The sequence below is a fragment of the Actinoplanes xinjiangensis genome (assembly GCF_003148685.1).
In the GTDB taxonomy this organism is placed as follows: Bacteria; Actinomycetota; Actinomycetes; order Mycobacteriales; family Micromonosporaceae; genus Actinoplanes; species Actinoplanes xinjiangensis.
Window position 1 is genome coordinate 741871 of the sequence record NZ_QGGR01000002.1, and the last position, 15323, is coordinate 757193.

Below are 15323 nucleotides of genomic sequence, written 5' to 3' on the forward strand. Positions count from 1 at the left end.
GCCGCCTTGATCGGCATTACCCCAGGTAGTAACCCTGGTTCACCGGCGGGCCACATAGCGTTTTCAGAGGATTAAGGTTTAAAGTGCCGCGCGTGAAGGTGACCTTGCAGGAGATCCGGGAACGGACCTACAAGCCGGTCGACGCGTGGTGGACCGTGCTTCTGGTCGACCCGCTGGCGTCTCGACTGGTGCGTCTGGTTGCGCCGTACCGATGGATCACGCCCAATGTTCTGACTCTCATCGCGTCGATCTTCGGATTCGGCGCGGCCGCCTGTTTCGCCACCGGGGAGCGGTGGGCCCTCGTCGCCGGTGGCGTCCTGTTCCACATCAGCTTCGTGGTCGACTGCATGGACGGCAAGATCGCGCGGCTGAACGGGACGGGCACGATGTTCGGGCAGTGGCTCGACTTCGTCCTGGACCGGGTCCGGGTCTTCTTCATCGCGCTGGCCCTGTTCGGTGGCCAGTACGCGCGGACCGGTGAGGTGTCGTACCTCTGGCTGATGGCCGTGGCGATCTTCCTGGACCTGTTCCGGTACCTGAACAGCGCCCAGATGGGCAAGGTCCGCCGCAGCATGAAGGACCAGGTCAACGCGTTCCGCCGGCCGGCCGCGGTGGAGGCCGACGCCGCCGCCGAGATGGCCGAGCCGTCCGACGAGATGTCCGAGCCGTCGCCGGCCGGTGGTGGCTCGCTGAAGAGCCGGATCGGCGAGACGCTGCGCCGCAACCGGATCCGCACCCACCTGTTCAGCGGCATCGAGTACGAGATGTCGGTCTTCATCATCGCCCCCATCACCGGGCTGATCTTCCCGATCACCGTCGCGGCCGGGGCCGGGCTGCTCGCCTTCGAGGCGTTCCTGATCTACAAGCTGTACCGGGCCTGCCAGCAGTTCCCCGGGAAACTGGCGGCCGCCAGGGCCGCCTACGACGAGAACGAGACAGAACGCGTCTCCTCCTCCGTCTGAGGTCACCGATCCTTGCGCACCCCCGGCGTCCCGGCGCCGGGGGTGCTCCGTTTCTGCCACCGGCGAACCTCTCAGCGGCCACCGATCGCGGGCGAAGAGACGGCCATGACAGAGCCCACCCCCGGCGTTCCCCTCACGGTCAAACTGCGGCTGGTGAGCGCCAACTCGGGCCGGCCGCGGACCGGCTGCACGGTCAGTCTCTGGCACTGCGGCGGACACGGGACGGCCGGCCGGCAGGCCGCCGACCCGGCCGGCTGGGTGTCGTTCGGCAGCGCGTTCCCCGAGGCGCGGGCCGGGCACTGGCCGCACGTGCACTTCGCGGTCCACTCCGGCGACGCCGGCGGGGTGCTGCACACCGCCCAGCTCGCCCTACCGGGTGACGCGTGCGCCCAGGCGTACTGCGCGGCACAGCGGCGGCGACTCGACGGGATGAGCATCGGCCGGGACGGCTGCTTCACCGGAGGGTGGACGCTGGAGATACCTTCGGTGACCGGCGACGCGGCCCGCGGGCTGGTGGCCACCCGCACAGTGGGCGTGTGACCCGGGCCCGGATAGATTGGCCCGATGCCACGACGCCGTCTGCTCTACGTCCTGGCAGTGGTGGCCATGCTGGGGCAGATGGCGTTCGCCATGGTCACCACCGCGATGCAGCAGTCGCCGACCATCGACGAACCGGTCTACGTGGCCACCGCCGAGGTCTACCGGCAGCAGCACAGTCTGCGCTACAACCCGGAGCACCCGCCGCTCGGCAAGCTGATCATCGCGGCCGGGACGGCGTTCGCCGGCGCCGAGTTGGACCCGGCGTACCCCGGCAACCAGACCCTGCTCGGGCGGCACCTGCTCTACGAGTCCGGTAACAACCCGTTCCACCTGATGCTGCTGGCCCGGCTGCCGGTCATCCTGCTCACCCTGGTCTTCGGACTGGTGGTGCTCCTCTTCGCCCGCGACCTGGCCGGGCCGTGGGGCGGGCTGATCGCCCTCACCCTGTACAGCTTCTCCCCCGACGTGATCGCGCACGGGTCGCTCGCCACCCTGGACGTGCCGGCCGCCGGGATGCTGCTCACCGCCTTCTGGGCGGCCTGGCGCGCACGGACCCGCCCCGCGGTCTGGGTTCCGGTGGCCGGGGCGGCGCTCGGGGCGGCCCTCGCCACCCGGATGAGCGTGCTTCCGGCCGTACCGCTGCTGGTCCTGCTCGCCGGATGGTCCACCTGGCAGGCCCGGACCGATGACCTGAGGCGCCGCCTGCTGATCGCCGCCGGAGCGACGCTGGGCGCCGGTGTGATCGCGGTGGCGGTGGTGTGGTTCGTCTATCTCGTGGTGGATCCGCGGCTGCGCTGGACCACCCCACCGAACCTGCCGGACGTGCGCGGGCTGAAGCGCCTGGCGGTGGACCTGCTGCCGTTCCCGCAGGCCTACACCGACGGCATGCTGGTCCAGTTCAAGTTCGAGAACCGGCTGTTCAACGGGTTCCTGCTGGGCGAGTCCTACAAGGGGTCGCCGTGGTATTACATGCCGGTCGCGATCCTGATCAAGACGCCGCTCGGGATGCTGGCGCTGTGGGCCGGCGGGCTCTTCACCATGCTGATGGTGCCGCGACTGCGGGCGGCGCTGCTCTACCTGGTGCCGGTCTCGGTGGTGCTGCTCCTGCTCACGATGATGGGGGCCCGCAACTACGGCACCCGGTACGCGATCCACCTCCCGCTCTTCCTGGCCGTCGCGGCCGGCGCCGTCGCGCTGATCCGGTTCCCCCCGTCGAGGATCGCCGCCGGGCTGCTCGCGCTCTGGGTCGCCGTCGGTTCGGCCCTGACGTTCCCGTTCTATCTGCCCTACTCCAACGAGGCCTTCGGCGGGACCGCGAAGACCCACCTCAACCTGCACGACGCGAACGTGGACTGGGGGCAGGACCTGGCCCGGCTCGGGCAGTACCTGCGGACCGAACATCCGGGCGAGCCGGTGTGGCTGGTGTACAAGGGGGCCGGGGTGCCCTCCTACTACGGGATCGCGGCGCGGGATCCGTACTCGGTGCCGCTCGGCGAGATCCGCGGTCTGCTCGTCGTCTCGGACTCCCGGGTGGCGCTCGCGGGACCGCGGCTGAAGCAGATGATCGCCACATCTCAGGAGATAGGCCACGTAGGCCATTCGATCAGGATCTATCGCCGCTGACCCTTGAAGGTTACCGACGGGTAATGCTTAGGTGACACGATGACGCACTTCGACATCGTGATCGTGGGCAGCGGCTTCGGTGGCAGCGTCAGCGCTCTGCGGCTGGCGGAGAAGGGATACCGGGTCGGCGTGCTCGAAGCCGGCCGCCGGTTCACCCCCGACACCCTGCCCAAGACCTCCTGGGATCTGCGCAACTTCCTCTGGGCACCCCGGCTCGGGATGCGCGGCATGCAGCGGATCACCCTGCTCAAGGACATCATGGTGCTGTCCGCGGCCGGGGTCGGCGGCGGCTCGCTCGTCTACGCCAACACGCTCTACGTCCCGCCCGCGCCGTTCTTCGCCGACCCGCACTGGTCCGGCATCACCGACTGGTCCGCTGAACTGGCGCCCTTCTACAACCAGGCCTCCCGGATGCTCGGCGTCGTCGAACAGCCGACCATGACCTCGTCGGACGTCGTCATCAAACAGGTCGCCGACGACATGGGGGTCGGGCACACGTTCCGGCGTACCCCGGTCGGGGTGTTCTTCGGTGAGCCCGGCAAGACCGTGCCCGACCCGTACTTCGGCGGCGCCGGCCCCGACCGCACCGGCTGCGTCGAATGCGGCAACTGCATGATCGGGTGCCGGGTGGGCGCCAAGAACCGGCTCGACGTCAACTACCTCTACCTCGCCGAACGCGCCGGGGTCACGGTCCACCCGGACACCGAGGTCACCGCGGTGCGCCCGGCCGGTGAAGGCTGGCGGATCGAGACGCGCCGCGGTGTCTTCACCGCCGGGCAGGTCATCCTCTCCGCCGGTGCACTCGGCACCCAGCGGCTCCTGCACGCCATGAAGGACCGCGGAGTGCTGCCCGCCCTCTCCGGCCGGCTCGGACAGCTCACCCGCACCAACTCGGAGGCACTGCTCGGCGCCGCCACCAAGGACGTGCCCGACCAGCCGTTCTCCCAGGGCATCGCGATCACCTCGTCGTTCCACCCGGACGCCGACACCCACATCGAGCCGGTCCGCTACGGGCCGCGCAGCAACGCCATGGGCCTGCTGTCCACCATCCTCGTCGACGGCGGCGGACGGGTACCGCGGCCGCTGCGGTTCCTCTGGCAGGCCCTCCGGCATCCGGTCGTCCTCGGGCACTCGCTGTCGGTGCGCCGGTGGAGCGAACGGACCATCATCGCCCTCGTCATGCAGTCGGTGGACAACTCGCTCACGGTCCGGCGCACCCGGACCGGGCGTCTCACCACCACCCTCGGACACGGGAAGGCCAACCCCACCTGGATCCCGGTCGGGCACGAGGCCGTCCGCCGGATCGCCGACCGGATCGGCGGATATCCCGGCGGCACCGTCGGCGACATCTTCAACATCCCCCTGACCGCGCACATCCTCGGCGGCGCCACCATCGGGGACTCACCGTCGACCGGGGTCGTCGACGCCTACCACCGGGTCTACGGATACCCCGGCCTGCACGTCGTCGACGGCTCGGCGGTCCCGGCGAACCTCGGCGTCAACCCGTCCCTGACGATCACCGCCCTCGCCGAACGGGCCATCGCCCTCTGGCCCAACAAGGGCGAACCCGACCTCCGCCCGGCCGTCGGTGACGCTTACCAGCGGCTCACGCCGATCGCGCCGCACTCCCCCGCCGTCCCGGCCCACGCCCCGGCCGCGCTGCGCCTGCGCCCCGCCTGACCCCCGCCCACACCCGAGACCCCTTCCCCCGGCCCACCCGAGACCTGCCTTCCCCCGGCCCACCCGAGACCCCCCTTCCCGCGGCCCACGCGAGACGCCCGCAGATCTCTCCCCGCTCGCCCACGCGAGACCCCCGCAGATCTCTCCCGGCCCGCCTAGCATCGACGGGTATGACGCTTTCACTCAGCGGGAAGACCGCCCTCGTCACCGGCGGCTCGCGCGGCATCGGCCGGGCCGTCGTCGAGCGCCTGACCGCCGACGGCGCCCGGGTCGTGTTCACCTACCACTCGGCGGAGGCCGAGGCCGCGTCGCTCACCGCCGCGACCGGCGCGGAGGCGGTCCGCTGCGATCAGGCCGACCTCGGCACCCTGCCGGCGATCTTCGAACCGGTCCGTGACGGCTTGGACATCCTGGTCAACAACGCTGGGATCGCCTTCGCCAGAACGCTCGCCGAGATCACCTTCGAAGACTTCGACCGGGTGCTCACCATCAACACGAAATTCCCGGCATTCGCCATGCAGGCAGCGATTCCGCTGTTACGTGACGGCGGCCGGATCATCAACCTCTCCAGCATCAACACCGCCCTACCGGCTCCCGGCGGCGCCCTCTACAGCGCGAGCAAGGCCGCCCTCGAACAGATCACCAAGGTCGCCGCCCGCGAACTCGGCCCCCGCCGCATCACGGTCAACACCGTCTCGCCCGGCGCCACCGACACCGACATGCTGCGCTCCGTCAACACCCCCGAAGGCCTGGAACGGGCCGCCGGCATGACCGCCCTCCAGCGCCTCGGCACCCCACCGGACATCGCCGCCGTCATCGCCTTCCTCGCCGGCCCCGACTCCGCCTGGATGACCGGCCAGAACCTCCACGCGGGCGGCGGCTTCCTGATCTGACCCGGCCCGGCCTCGGCGGCGGCTTCGCGGTCCATACACCCGCCTCTGGTACGCCGCACGCGCCCCCAACCGCAGCCACACGTCACGTGGCTCCCACGCGACGTGGCTGCCCACTCCAGCCCTCCACCGCGCCCGCCGGGCATATCCGGTGGCAACCGGCTGGTCCCCACCGCTGCCTCAAGCCCTCCGAAACAGCGGCCACAACCAGCCAGCCCACCCCGGCTGGCCCTCACCGCTGCCTCAAGACACCCGAAACAGCGGCCACAACCATCCAGCCCACCCCGGCTGGCCCTCACCGCTGCCTCAAGACGTCTGAAACAACGGTGACAGCCAGCCGGCGCACTTCGGCTGGTCCCCACCGCTGTCTTAAGCCCTCCGAAACAGCGGTGACAGCCAGCCGGCACACCCCGGCTGGCCCCCACCGCTGCTTCAAGACACCCGAAACAGCGGTGGCGGCCAGCTGGCGGGCTTCGGCTGGTTGGCGCCGCTGGTTCGGGGGGTCTGGGACGGCGTTGAGGGCCAGCTGGCCAAGATCGACGGGTAGGGGTGGGCCGGTGACCGTCGCATACGGCCGGCGGTCGCGGTGGAGGCCTGGAGTGGGCAGCCTGTCGCGCCGGACCTGACGAGACCGGGTCGATTCGGTGGGGGCTGGATGGCTCGTACAAGGAAGGCGTGGTCAGCAGGAGGGAATGCGCAGCCGGGGGAAGTATCGGCCGGAGCGGACCGGATCCGGGAAGTGAGCGCGTCCCGGACCGGCTGCGGTGGGCGGGGGCCCGGCGGGTCAGAGGACGAAGGCGTCGGTCCAGAGTTGGCGGGAGCGGCCCGACAGTGCCTCCATCAAGCCGACGGCCTGGCTGTCGGTGAGGCCGGCGACGAAATCGACGACGGCGCGGCCGCGGGCCCGGGAGAGGCGGTCGGGGGTGCCGGGCGGGAGTTCGTTCTCGGCGAGTTCGACCAGGTCGCGGAGGCGGCGTGGGAGGCGCTGGGCCTCGTCGGGGTCGGTGAGCCAGGAGATCAGGGCTTCGACCAGGGACGCCAGGAGGCGGGCCTGCCCACGCTGGTGGAGGGCGAGGTCGGGGCGTTCGAGGACGAACCGGTTCTGCACGAACTTGAGGATCTGCACCTCGTGCCACTGGGCGCGGGACAGCTGGGCGTGGCTGCTGCGGACGGCGGGCTGGCCGACGAGTTCGACGGCGTCGACGAGGCGGCGGGTCCAGTTGGCGGAGAAGGCGGCGACCCGGGCCTCCGCTTCGAGGGAACCGTCGAAGGGGCGGGCGAGGAGGCCGTCGACGAGTTCGGCGCGGACGAGTTCGACGGCGTCGGCGAAGGCCTCGTCGTCGGCGATCCAGCTCTCCTTGCGGCGCAGGGTGCGGCGCAGGGACTCGATGGCGCCGCCGGCGCGGTTGAGGTCGGACTCGCTGCGCCAGCGCTGCCACGCCATCAGTTCGGTGGCGACCAGGCCCTGCTGGAGGACACCGACCCGGTGCACGTCCTCGAGATCGTGGATGGCGTAGGCGATGTCGTCGGCGGCGTCCATCACCGAGGCCTCGAGCGTCTGCTGCCAGTCGGCGACGCGGCCGGCGAACGGGGCACGTGCGGCGCGGACGTCGGCGATCTCGGTGGAGTAGGCGCCGAACTTGAGGGAGCCGCCGTCCGGGTCGTCGGGGACGACGGCGGCACCGCGCGGCGGCGGGTCCATGAAGCGCGGGTGCGGGTCGGGATGGGTGAGCCGGGTCCACGGGTATTTGAGGATGGCGGCCCGGACCGCGTTCGTCAGGTTGAGCCCGATGGTGGCCTGGCCGCCGATCTCGGTGCTGGTGACGATCCGGTACGACTGGGCGTTGCCCTCGAAACCGTCGGACAGTCCGAGCCGGTGCCGGGCGAGCCGGTCGAGGACCCGTTCGCCGAGGTGCCCGAACGGCGGGTGGCCGAGGTCGTGGGCGAGGGCCGCGGCTTCGACGACGTCCGGGTCGCAGCCGCCGAGTTTCTCCGACAGATCGGGGTCGGCGGCCCGGAGGCGTTCGGCGACGGCCCGGCCCACCTGCGCGACCTTGAGGCTGTGGGTGAGGCGGTTGTGCACGAGCAGTCCCGCCCCACCGGGGCTGATCACCTGGGTGACCCCGGCGAGACGGGCCAGGAACGGCGAGCTGACGATCCGGTCCCGGTCGACCCGGAACGGGCTCTGCGCCAGATCTCCGGGGGCCACCAGACTGTCACCGAAGAGGCGCTGGGCACGTGGGTCGTCCATGCCCGCAGAATCTACCGACTCTGCAGGGCGTCCAGCGCGACGGCCATCGCCACGACGAGACGGCGGTCCAGGTACTGGTCGTGGATGCTCACCTGGTACGTGTCCCGCAGCCCCCACTTGCGCACCACCGAGAAGGCCGGCCGGCCCTGGATGGTGAAGTCGAAGTGGTACGGCAGCCACGACAGGTAGTCGATGAACCGGCGCAGCACCGCGACCCACGGGTTGCGCTCCTGCCCGGCGATCTCGGCGTAGCCGGGCTGCTCGACGATCCAGCTGGACCGCAGCAGGGAGGCCGCGAAGTTCTTCCGGAACAGGCCGATGGGCTGCCCGTTCGCGTCGAAGACGTCGTATGTGGCACCGAGGTCGATGACCTGGCGGGCCTTGAAACCGAGCACCGGGTACTGCTTGGTGTCGTCGGTGTAGAGGGTCACCTGCTCCTTGAACGCCAGCCGCTTCTGCTGGGCGAACGCGAGGATGCCGGCTTCGTCTCCGGTCGGGGAGACGGCGTGGACCTCATACTGGTTGACCATGAGGCGGATGCGCTGACGCACGATGAGGTGTGTCTGCTGCTGAAGGGTGTCTTGCGTCACCGCGGCAGTGTGTCATACCGGTCACTTGCTGAGGCAATGCTGAGGGCAGCGGTGGCCGTGGCGAACCGTGGCAGGCCAGACTGGAACCCATGGCGAAACGAACGCGTACCGTGATGACACTGGGGCTGGCCGCCGCGGCGGTGTGGGCGGCCCGCGACATTCCCGCGCAGCTGGGCGCCCGGGCCTCCGGCTCCCGCCGGGCCCGGGTCGAGTCGTCGCCACAGTATTCCGGCGGCAGATTCCGCAACACGGTGCCGGCCACCGAGGTCACCGCGGCGTCGATGCCGCGGCTCGCGGTGGCGGCGGCGACCGGCCGCGAGGCGCGGCGGCCGCATCTTCCGGTTCCGCTCGTCACGCCGGCTCCGGGCGGCGACGCGCAGGGACTTCACATCACCTGGTACGGGCATTCCTCCGCCCTGATCGAGATCGAGGGCCGCCGGGTCCTGCTCGACCCGGTGTGGAGCGACCGCTGTTCGCCGTCCCGGCTGGCTGGCCCGCGGCGGCTGCACGAGCCGCCGGTGGCGCTGCGCGATCTGCCCCCGATCGACGCCGTGGTGATCTCCCACGACCACTACGACCACCTGGACATGGCGACCATCCAGACGCTGGCCGATCTGCAGGCCGCGAAGTTCCTGGTGCCACTGGGTGTCGGCGCGCACCTGGAGCGGTGGGGCGTGCCGGTGGGCCGGATCGTCGAGCTGGACTGGAACGAGCGGGCCACGGTCGCCGGGGTGGAGTTCGTGGCGACGCCGGCGCGGCACTTCTCCGGCCGCGGTCTGTCCCGGGACGAGACGCTCTGGGCCAGTTGGGTGATCAACGGGCCGACCCGGAAGGTGTTCTACTCCGGTGACACCGGCTACTTCCCGGGATTCGCGGAGATCGGCGACGAGTTCGGCCCGTTCGACGCCACGCTGGTGCAGATCGGGGCGTACGGCGACGGCTGGCCGGACATCCACATGACGCCGGAGGACGGTGTCGCCACCCACGTCGACGTGCGCGGCGGGCTGCTGATCCCGGTGCACTGGGCGACCTTCAACCTGGCCCTGCACGACTGGGCGGAGCCGGCCGACCGGACCTGGCGGGAGGCGAAGGCACGGGATGTGACGCTGGCGGTGCCGCGGCCGGGTGAGCGGGTCGACGTCGACAATCCGCCGCCGGTCGACGGCTGGTGGCAGCAGATCAGCTAGCTCGCCGCGGGGTCCGCGCGGGGGACGCAGATCTGGACGGCGGCGGGGACGACCTCGGCGGTGAACTTCTTCGTCTTGGCGCGGGCTCCGCCGTCCAGTTCGTACTCGAGTTTCGAGGCCAGGGTGACGTCGATGCGCCGGGCCCGGGTGGTGCGGACGAACGGCGAGTGGTCCGAGCGGCTGACCGCCATGGTGCCGAGCGCGCGGGCCCACTGGAGGGCGTTCTGCGCGGTGGCGACGCCGACGTCGAGCCAGCCGTCGTCGGGGACGGCGTCGTCGAAGGCGTGGATGCCGCCGGTGATGGTGCCGACGTTGCCGATCAGCACGCAGCTGGCCTCACCGTCGAACCAGTCGTTGCCGTCGATCCGGATGGTGGCGTGCGGCGCCTCGCCGTTGACGTGGCGCAGGCCGGTCCAGACGTAGGCGAGCTTGCCGAGACGGTCCTTGAGCGCGCCGTCGGCGTCCTTGATCATCGCGCCGTCGAATCCGACGCCGGCCATCACCGCGAAGTGCTCCCCGTCGAGCCGGCCCAGGTCGAAGCGGTGGCGTTCGCCGGTGAAGGCGATGTCGACGGCCTTCGCCAGGTCGGTGGGCACACCCAGGTTGCCGGCGAGCAGGTTGCCCGTGCCGGCCGGCATGATCGCGACCGGGATCTTCGACCCGCCCTTCTCCTGGGCGAGGACGTCGAGGGTGCGCTGCACCATGCCGTCGCCACCCCAGACCACGAGCAGGTCGACGCCGGCCCGGACGGCCTTGCGGACCTCCTTCGGCGCCTTACGGCTCTTCGGGACCTCGAACCAGAGCAGCTTCTCGACGTCGCGGCCGGTCAGCAGCCGGCGCAGCTCGTCGAGTCCGCCACCGAGGGTCTTGCGACGGTGGGCGACGACGGCGATCGTACGGGGGGTTCGCATGTCGCCGCCGTTACCCGGTCCGGGGAGATCCCGAAACCCGGCTGGTTCTCACCGCCGCCTCGGCGCGGCGGAGACAGCGGTGGGAACCAGCCGCGACCGGCACTCAGCGGAAGCCGAAACGACGCCGCTTCTTGCGGCCGAACAGGGTCTGCGCGGTGTCGGCGCCCTGCCGGAGCAGGCGCGAGGCACGGTTGTTCGGGCCACGGCGGCGCTCCACGGCGTCGCCGAGCTTGCGAGCACCCGCCACACCGAGCGGGACGAGGACCGCGGTCAGCACGATTCTGCGAAGGAGGTTCCAGATCATGCCTTCGTACTACCCACCAGGCGTGATCAGTTCACGGTTTCCCGCATACGTTGTTCGGCGGCGGCGCTGCGGATCACCATCAGCCGCAGCTCCAGCTCGTCGGCGACGATCGAGGCCAGATGCTGGAGCGCGGTGAGCTGGCGCGGGTTCGCCTCCCGCGGCACGCTGTCGATCACGTTGACGGTGCCGAGGCGGTAGCCGTCGTGGGTGCGGATCGGCGCGGCGGCGTAGAACCGCAGGCCCAGCTCGCCCCGGACCAGCGGGTGTTCCAGGGTACGCGGGTCGACGGCCGCGTTGTTGATCACGTAGACGTCGTCCTGGGCGATCACTGAGGCACACAGGCCGGGCTCCTTGCCGACCTCGCGTACGCCGGCCAGCCCCTGGCAGGCGGCCAGCCACACCCGGTCCCGCTCGACCAGGGAGACCGTCGCGATCGGCGTGCCGAAGAGGGCGCCGGCCACGAAGGCGATCCGGTCGTACGCGTCCTCGACCGGCTGATCGACCAGTCGGTACCGGCGCACCGCCTCGAGCCGGGCCTGCTCCCGGGGGTCCACGTTGTCCAGATACTCGTAGGCGTTCGACGACTCTGTCATGGACGGCAGCCTATTCCCGGAACCGGAGAAAATGTCGCACAGATCGTCAGTCGGTGTCCTCCGGGAGGGCCCGGACCCGTACCTCGGTGATGGCCCGCCCGGTCACCTCGGTCACCTCGGCGGTGAACTCGGGCAGGGTCACCACCTCCCCCGGCCCGGTCGGGATGTGCCCGAGCCTGGCCAGCACCATCCCGGCGATCGTGGTGTAGTCACCCTCCTCCTGGTGATGGCCCTGGAAACCGACGTCCGGCAGGTCGTGGACGGGGAACGAGCCGGGCATCAGCAGGGCGCCGTCGGGTTCGCGTACGGTCGCCGCCACGTCCCGGTCGGTCTCGTCGTAGATCTCCCCGACGATCTCCTCGACCAAATCCTCGATGGTGACGATGCCGTCGATGGCCCCGCGCTCGTCGACGACCAGGGCGAGCGGCTGGCGTTCGGCTCGCAGCTGTTTGAGGGCGTCGGAGACCCGCAGCGTCTCCGGCAGGAACAGCGGGGGCCGGGCCACCTCGTCCACCGGCCCGGCCGCCCCGACCAGGTCGCGCAGATGCACCACGCCGATCACGTCGTCGAGCCCGGCCGGGCCGATCACCGGGGCTCGGGAGTGCCCGCCGTCGATCAGCGCGCGCAGGGCCTCGGCGGCGGGCCGGCCACTGGGCAGCGAGAGCACGTCGCGGCGCGGCACCAGGATCTCGCGCAGGATCCGGTCGGCGATCTCGAACGCCCCGGAGATGATGCTCCGCTGCTCGGCGGAGAACTCCTGCTGGGCGGCGACCATGTCACGGATCTCCTCGGGGGTGACCTCGTCGCGCTGGACGTGCGGGTCGACGCCGGCCAGCCGGACCACCCCGTCGGTGGATCGCCCCAGCAGCCAGACGGCCGGGCGGGAGATCTGCGCCAACAGGTCGAGCGGGCGGGCCATGAGCAGCGCCCAGCCCTCGGCCTTCTGCATGGCGATCCGCTTCGGCGCCAGCTCCCCGAGCACCAGGGTGACGAAGGTCAGCACCGTGGTGGTCAGGACGGTGCTGGTCGACCTGGCCCAGCTGCCGAGGAAGCCGAACCACGCCTCGACCGACGGGGCCAGGTAGATCGCGACGACGGCGGAGGCGAGCATGCCGCCCAGGGTGATACCGATCTGGATGGTGGACAGGAACCGGTTGGAGTCCCGGGTCAGCCGGGCCACGATCCGCCCGGTCCGGGACTCCCGCTCCAGGCGCTGCACCTGCGCCTCGCGCAGCGAGATGACGGCCATCTCGCTGCCGGTGAAGACGGCGTTCAGCAGGATGAGGAGGAACACCAGGAGGATCGGCACACCGAGGCCATCCATCACTACGCCTTTCGGGACAAATCACACAATCCCGAACAATTTAGCGAGCTGAACGCGTCAGAACCGGGAGAACGACCGCAGCGGCATCCGGGGACCGAACTTGGGAGCGCTGATGCCGCCCATCGCGAGCAGATCGCAGACCCGGCCACGATGCCCGCGAAACGGCTCCAGCAGCTCCAGCATCCGCTCGTCGGTGCCGCGCGCCTCACCGGCCAGCGCGAACGCCACCGTGTTCGGGATGTGGAAGTCGCCGACACTCACCGCGTCCGCATCACCGTGGGAGAGGCGTACCGTCTCGGCGGCGGTCCACGGGCCGATCCCCGGCAGGGCGGTCATCCGGGCCGTCGCCCCGGCCGCGTCCGCACACGCCTCCAGCCGGTCGGCGACCAGGGCGGCACGCAGCAGGGCCTGGGTGCGGCGCTGCTCCACCCCGAACGGATGGAACACCCAGTAGGGGGTGGCCGCCACGGCGGCCGGGTCCGGAGGCAGGACCAGATCGACCGGGCCGGGCGCGGGCTCACCGAAGTGCCGGCAGACCGCACGGTACGACCGGTGCGCCTCCTTACCGGTGACCTTCTGCTCCAGGATCGCGCGCAACAGGCGGGGGAAGACCAGGCCGGTCGCGGGTAGGCGTACCCCCGAGAAGGTCTTCGCCAGGCGCTCGACCAGCGGATGCCGCGCCGCCAGCGCCGGGAGACCGCTCACGTCGTCGCGGAGTCCGGCGACCGCGTCCGCGCGGTCGGCGGCCCAGCTCGCACCCGGACCGTGGCCGGTCGCGACGATCTCTGCGGCGGACCGGGCCAGATGCAGGGTGGCCGGGCCCTCCGGCGTCCGCATGGCCAGCCAGAACCCGTCCTCGCGGAGCACGCCACACGGATCGTGTTTCGGCACGAGCAGCGGGCGCACCGAGCGGCCGAAGGCATACCGCTCCGGTGGTCTCAGCCGGCGGGTCACGGTCACCGCGCAACTATGCCACTCAGGGCCCCTCGCCGGGCTCCTCATCCCGGCCACACATCCTGGCCGGACGCGGGCACGCCGATGGCCCTGACCATGCTCCGGGGTCAGGGCCATCGGGCCGTGACCGGACACCCGAGAAAGGTCCGGTCACCCTGTGCGGTACCGCCGCCGGCGTCCGGCAGGGGGAAGGACGCCCACCGGCGCTGATGGGGGGCCCGGCCGGGTTCTCACGAACCCGGACCGGTTCAGCGCCGGCGGAACGGCGACGGTTCCGCAGTCGGTGGTCGTGCCGGTCAGCGGACCCGGACGCGAACCGAGTCGAAGGCCGGCGTCTGGTTGGCGCGCTCCATCATCGGGATACGGTGCGAGCCGTCACCCGCCCACGAGGAGCACTGGAACTCGCCCGACTGGGGCAGGCCCGGCACCTGGATGGCGACGGTGTCCGGCTGGGCACCACCACGGCTGTCCTCGGTCGCGACGAAGAACGCCGGGACCGGGTCCGGGGCGGGGGCGGCGTTGCGGTTGTCCAGGATCCGGCACGCGGTGTGGAAGTGACCGCGGACCAGGCCGCCCTGGAGCACGCTCGACTCCACGTAGTAACCGCCCTGGCCGGCCGCGAGGAACCGGTCACGGATCAGGTTGCGGGTGCTGACCTGGAGGGTGAACGGCTGGTTCCGGTTCACCTGGCGGGGAGCGTTCGTGATCAGCAGGGTCGGGTTGTTCGCGGCCGCGCCGACCTCACCGAACTCGGTCGAGACACACCGGTTGCCCTTCTGGAAACCGTCGTGGTCCTCCAGGTCGGAGGTCTCACAGCTGTTGGTGAGGATGCCGAGGCCGGCGCCAGGCGGCGGCGTGACGGCTCCGCCGCCGTTGTTGCCACCGTTGTTGCCCTGGTTGCCACCAGTGTTGCCCTGGTTGCCACCGGTGTTGTTACCGCCGTTGTTGTTCCCACCGTTGTTGCCGCCGTTGCCGGCCGGCGCGGAGGGAACGGCCTGGCTCGGCGCGGCGCTGGCGTTGCCGCCGTTGTTGCCCTGGTTGCCACCAGTGTTGCCCTGGTTGCCGCCAGTGTTGTTGCCGCCGTTGTTGTTACCGCCGTTGTTGCCGCCGTTGTTGTTGCCACCACGGCGGGCCAGCGTCTCGGCGTTGGCCACGTTGTTCGTGACCCACTCCCGACACCGGGCCTGGAGCTGGGCAGTCGTCGCCACGTCGCCGGCGCCGTCGTCCGCGTGCTGCGTGACCCGGCCGTTGTTCGTGGTGTAGGTACCCTTCCGCGTCTGAGTGGACAGACGCGACCGAGCCGGAGCCTGCAGCTTGTCGCAGGACGCCAGCGCAGAATTCGTGCCGGCATTGTTCTGGTTCTTGGTGCCGGCACTGGAGATCTGCGTGACGGTCACGACGCCACCGAACGCGGCCAGGGCGGCAGCGGCGACGACGACTATGCGGCGCCGACCGCTGAACCACGCCGGGGAGTTGGCGCGCCGGTACTTGGACCTTCGCATGGGTGACACCTT

At 70.9% G+C, this 15323-nt stretch carries 14 protein-coding genes; 6 read left to right on the forward strand and 8 right to left on the reverse strand.

All coding sequences use genetic code 11. The annotated features are described in order from the left end of the window. The first annotated feature begins 92 nt into the window (after nt 1–92). From BC793_RS06725 to BC793_RS06745, 5 genes are all read left to right on the forward strand, one after another. Entirely contained in the window at nt 93–962 is an 870-nt protein-coding gene (locus tag BC793_RS06725; RefSeq protein ID WP_109590222.1) for a CDP-alcohol phosphatidyltransferase family protein, read from the forward strand. Nucleotides 963–1067: 105 nt separating this feature from the next. Next, nucleotides 1068–1502 (forward strand): peptidase associated/transthyretin-like domain-containing protein, encoded by a 435-nt coding sequence (locus BC793_RS06730; protein ID WP_109590224.1) that lies wholly within the window; start codon nt 1068–1070, stop codon nt 1500–1502. 24 nt (nt 1503–1526) lie between these two features. After that, nucleotides 1527–3125 carry a phospholipid carrier-dependent glycosyltransferase gene (locus BC793_RS06735; RefSeq protein WP_109590226.1) on the forward strand — a complete coding sequence of 533 codons (1599 nt, stop codon included), beginning with the start codon at nt 1527–1529 and terminating at the stop codon, nt 3123–3125. Nucleotides 3126–3164: 39 nt separating this feature from the next. Further along, nucleotides 3165–4805, forward strand: a complete 1641-nt coding sequence (locus BC793_RS06740; protein ID WP_109590228.1) for a GMC oxidoreductase — start codon at nt 3165–3167, stop codon at nt 4803–4805. Nucleotides 4806–4975: 170 nt separating this feature from the next. Next, nucleotides 4976–5698, forward strand: a complete 723-nt coding sequence (locus tag BC793_RS06745) for an SDR family NAD(P)-dependent oxidoreductase (protein WP_109590230.1) — start codon at nt 4976–4978, stop codon at nt 5696–5698. 781 nt (nt 5699–6479) lie between these two features. Here the strand turns inward: BC793_RS06745 and BC793_RS06750 are convergent. Together BC793_RS06750 and BC793_RS06755 are read right to left on the reverse strand one after the other, a co-directional pair. Continuing rightward, nucleotides 6480–7946: a deoxyguanosinetriphosphate triphosphohydrolase family protein gene (locus BC793_RS06750; RefSeq protein WP_109590232.1), complete on the reverse strand. Its 1467-nt coding sequence runs from the start codon at nt 7944–7946 to the stop codon at nt 6480–6482. Nucleotides 7947–7957: 11 nt separating this feature from the next. After that, complete coding sequence (locus BC793_RS06755) at nt 7958–8536, reverse strand: LURP-one-related family protein (RefSeq protein ID WP_109590234.1); 579 nt, start codon at nt 8534–8536, stop codon at nt 7958–7960. Between the two features lie 89 nt (nt 8537–8625). Here BC793_RS06755 and BC793_RS06760 point away from each other — a divergent pair, with 89 nt between their 5' ends. Further along, nucleotides 8626–9723 carry an MBL fold metallo-hydrolase gene (locus BC793_RS06760; RefSeq protein ID WP_109590236.1) on the forward strand — a complete coding sequence of 366 codons (1098 nt, stop codon included), beginning with the start codon at nt 8626–8628 and terminating at the stop codon, nt 9721–9723. On the opposite strand, the gene BC793_RS06765 is transcribed toward BC793_RS06760, so the two are convergent. The 6 genes from BC793_RS06765 to BC793_RS06790 form a co-directional block, all read right to left on the reverse strand. Continuing rightward, nucleotides 9720–10634: a diacylglycerol/lipid kinase family protein gene (locus BC793_RS06765; RefSeq protein ID WP_109590238.1), complete on the reverse strand. Its 915-nt coding sequence runs from the start codon at nt 10632–10634 to the stop codon at nt 9720–9722. The genes BC793_RS06760 and BC793_RS06765 overlap by 4 nt on opposite strands. A 103-nt stretch (nt 10635–10737) precedes the next feature. Beyond that, nucleotides 10738–10938, reverse strand: a complete 201-nt coding sequence (locus tag BC793_RS06770; RefSeq protein WP_109590240.1) for a hypothetical protein — start codon at nt 10936–10938, stop codon at nt 10738–10740. A gap of 26 nt (nt 10939–10964) precedes the next feature. Continuing rightward, nucleotides 10965–11531, reverse strand: coding sequence for a GAF domain-containing protein (locus tag BC793_RS06775; protein ID WP_109590242.1), 567 nt, complete (start codon nt 11529–11531; stop codon nt 10965–10967). Between the two features lie 46 nt (nt 11532–11577). Continuing rightward, nucleotides 11578–12855, reverse strand: a complete 1278-nt coding sequence (locus BC793_RS06780; protein ID WP_109590244.1) for a hemolysin family protein — start codon at nt 12853–12855, stop codon at nt 11578–11580. Between the two features lie 57 nt (nt 12856–12912). Next, entirely contained in the window at nt 12913–13857 is a 945-nt protein-coding gene (locus BC793_RS06785) for a DNA-3-methyladenine glycosylase family protein (RefSeq protein ID WP_109590247.1), read from the reverse strand. Between the two features lie 248 nt (nt 13858–14105). Beyond that, on the reverse strand, nt 14106–15311 hold the full coding sequence (locus tag BC793_RS06790) for a Pecanex-like protein 1 (RefSeq protein ID WP_109590249.1): 1206 nt from the start codon (nt 15309–15311) through the stop codon (nt 14106–14108). Between the last annotated feature and the right edge of the window lie 12 nt (nt 15312–15323).

Bases quoted from the DNA above. Each gene is read 5' to 3' on its own strand.
- BC793_RS06745 (WP_109590230.1), top strand. From the start codon at position 4,976: ATGACGCTTTCACTCAGCGGGAAGACCGCCCTCGTCACCGGCGGCTCG.
- BC793_RS06775 (WP_109590242.1), bottom strand. From the start codon at position 11,531: ATGACAGAGTCGTCGAACGCCTACGAGTATCTGGACAACGTGGACCCC.
- BC793_RS06790 (WP_109590249.1), bottom strand. From the start codon at position 15,311: ATGCGAAGGTCCAAGTACCGGCGCGCCAACTCCCCGGCGTGGTTCAGC.
- BC793_RS06780 (WP_109590244.1), bottom strand. From the start codon at position 12,855: ATGGATGGCCTCGGTGTGCCGATCCTCCTGGTGTTCCTCCTCATCCTG.
- BC793_RS06785 (WP_109590247.1), bottom strand. From the start codon at position 13,857: ATGAGGAGCCCGGCGAGGGGCCCTGAGTGGCATAGTTGCGCGGTGACC.
- BC793_RS06770 (WP_109590240.1), bottom strand. From the start codon at position 10,938: ATGATCTGGAACCTCCTTCGCAGAATCGTGCTGACCGCGGTCCTCGTC.
- BC793_RS06760 (WP_109590236.1), top strand. From the start codon at position 8,626: ATGGCGAAACGAACGCGTACCGTGATGACACTGGGGCTGGCCGCCGCG.
- BC793_RS06765 (WP_109590238.1), bottom strand. From the start codon at position 10,634: ATGCGAACCCCCCGTACGATCGCCGTCGTCGCCCACCGTCGCAAGACC.
- BC793_RS06730 (WP_109590224.1), top strand. From the start codon at position 1,068: ATGACAGAGCCCACCCCCGGCGTTCCCCTCACGGTCAAACTGCGGCTG.
- BC793_RS06750 (WP_109590232.1), bottom strand. From the start codon at position 7,946: ATGGACGACCCACGTGCCCAGCGCCTCTTCGGTGACAGTCTGGTGGCC.
- BC793_RS06740 (WP_109590228.1), top strand. From the start codon at position 3,165: ATGACGCACTTCGACATCGTGATCGTGGGCAGCGGCTTCGGTGGCAGC.
- BC793_RS06735 (WP_109590226.1), top strand. From the start codon at position 1,527: ATGCCACGACGCCGTCTGCTCTACGTCCTGGCAGTGGTGGCCATGCTG.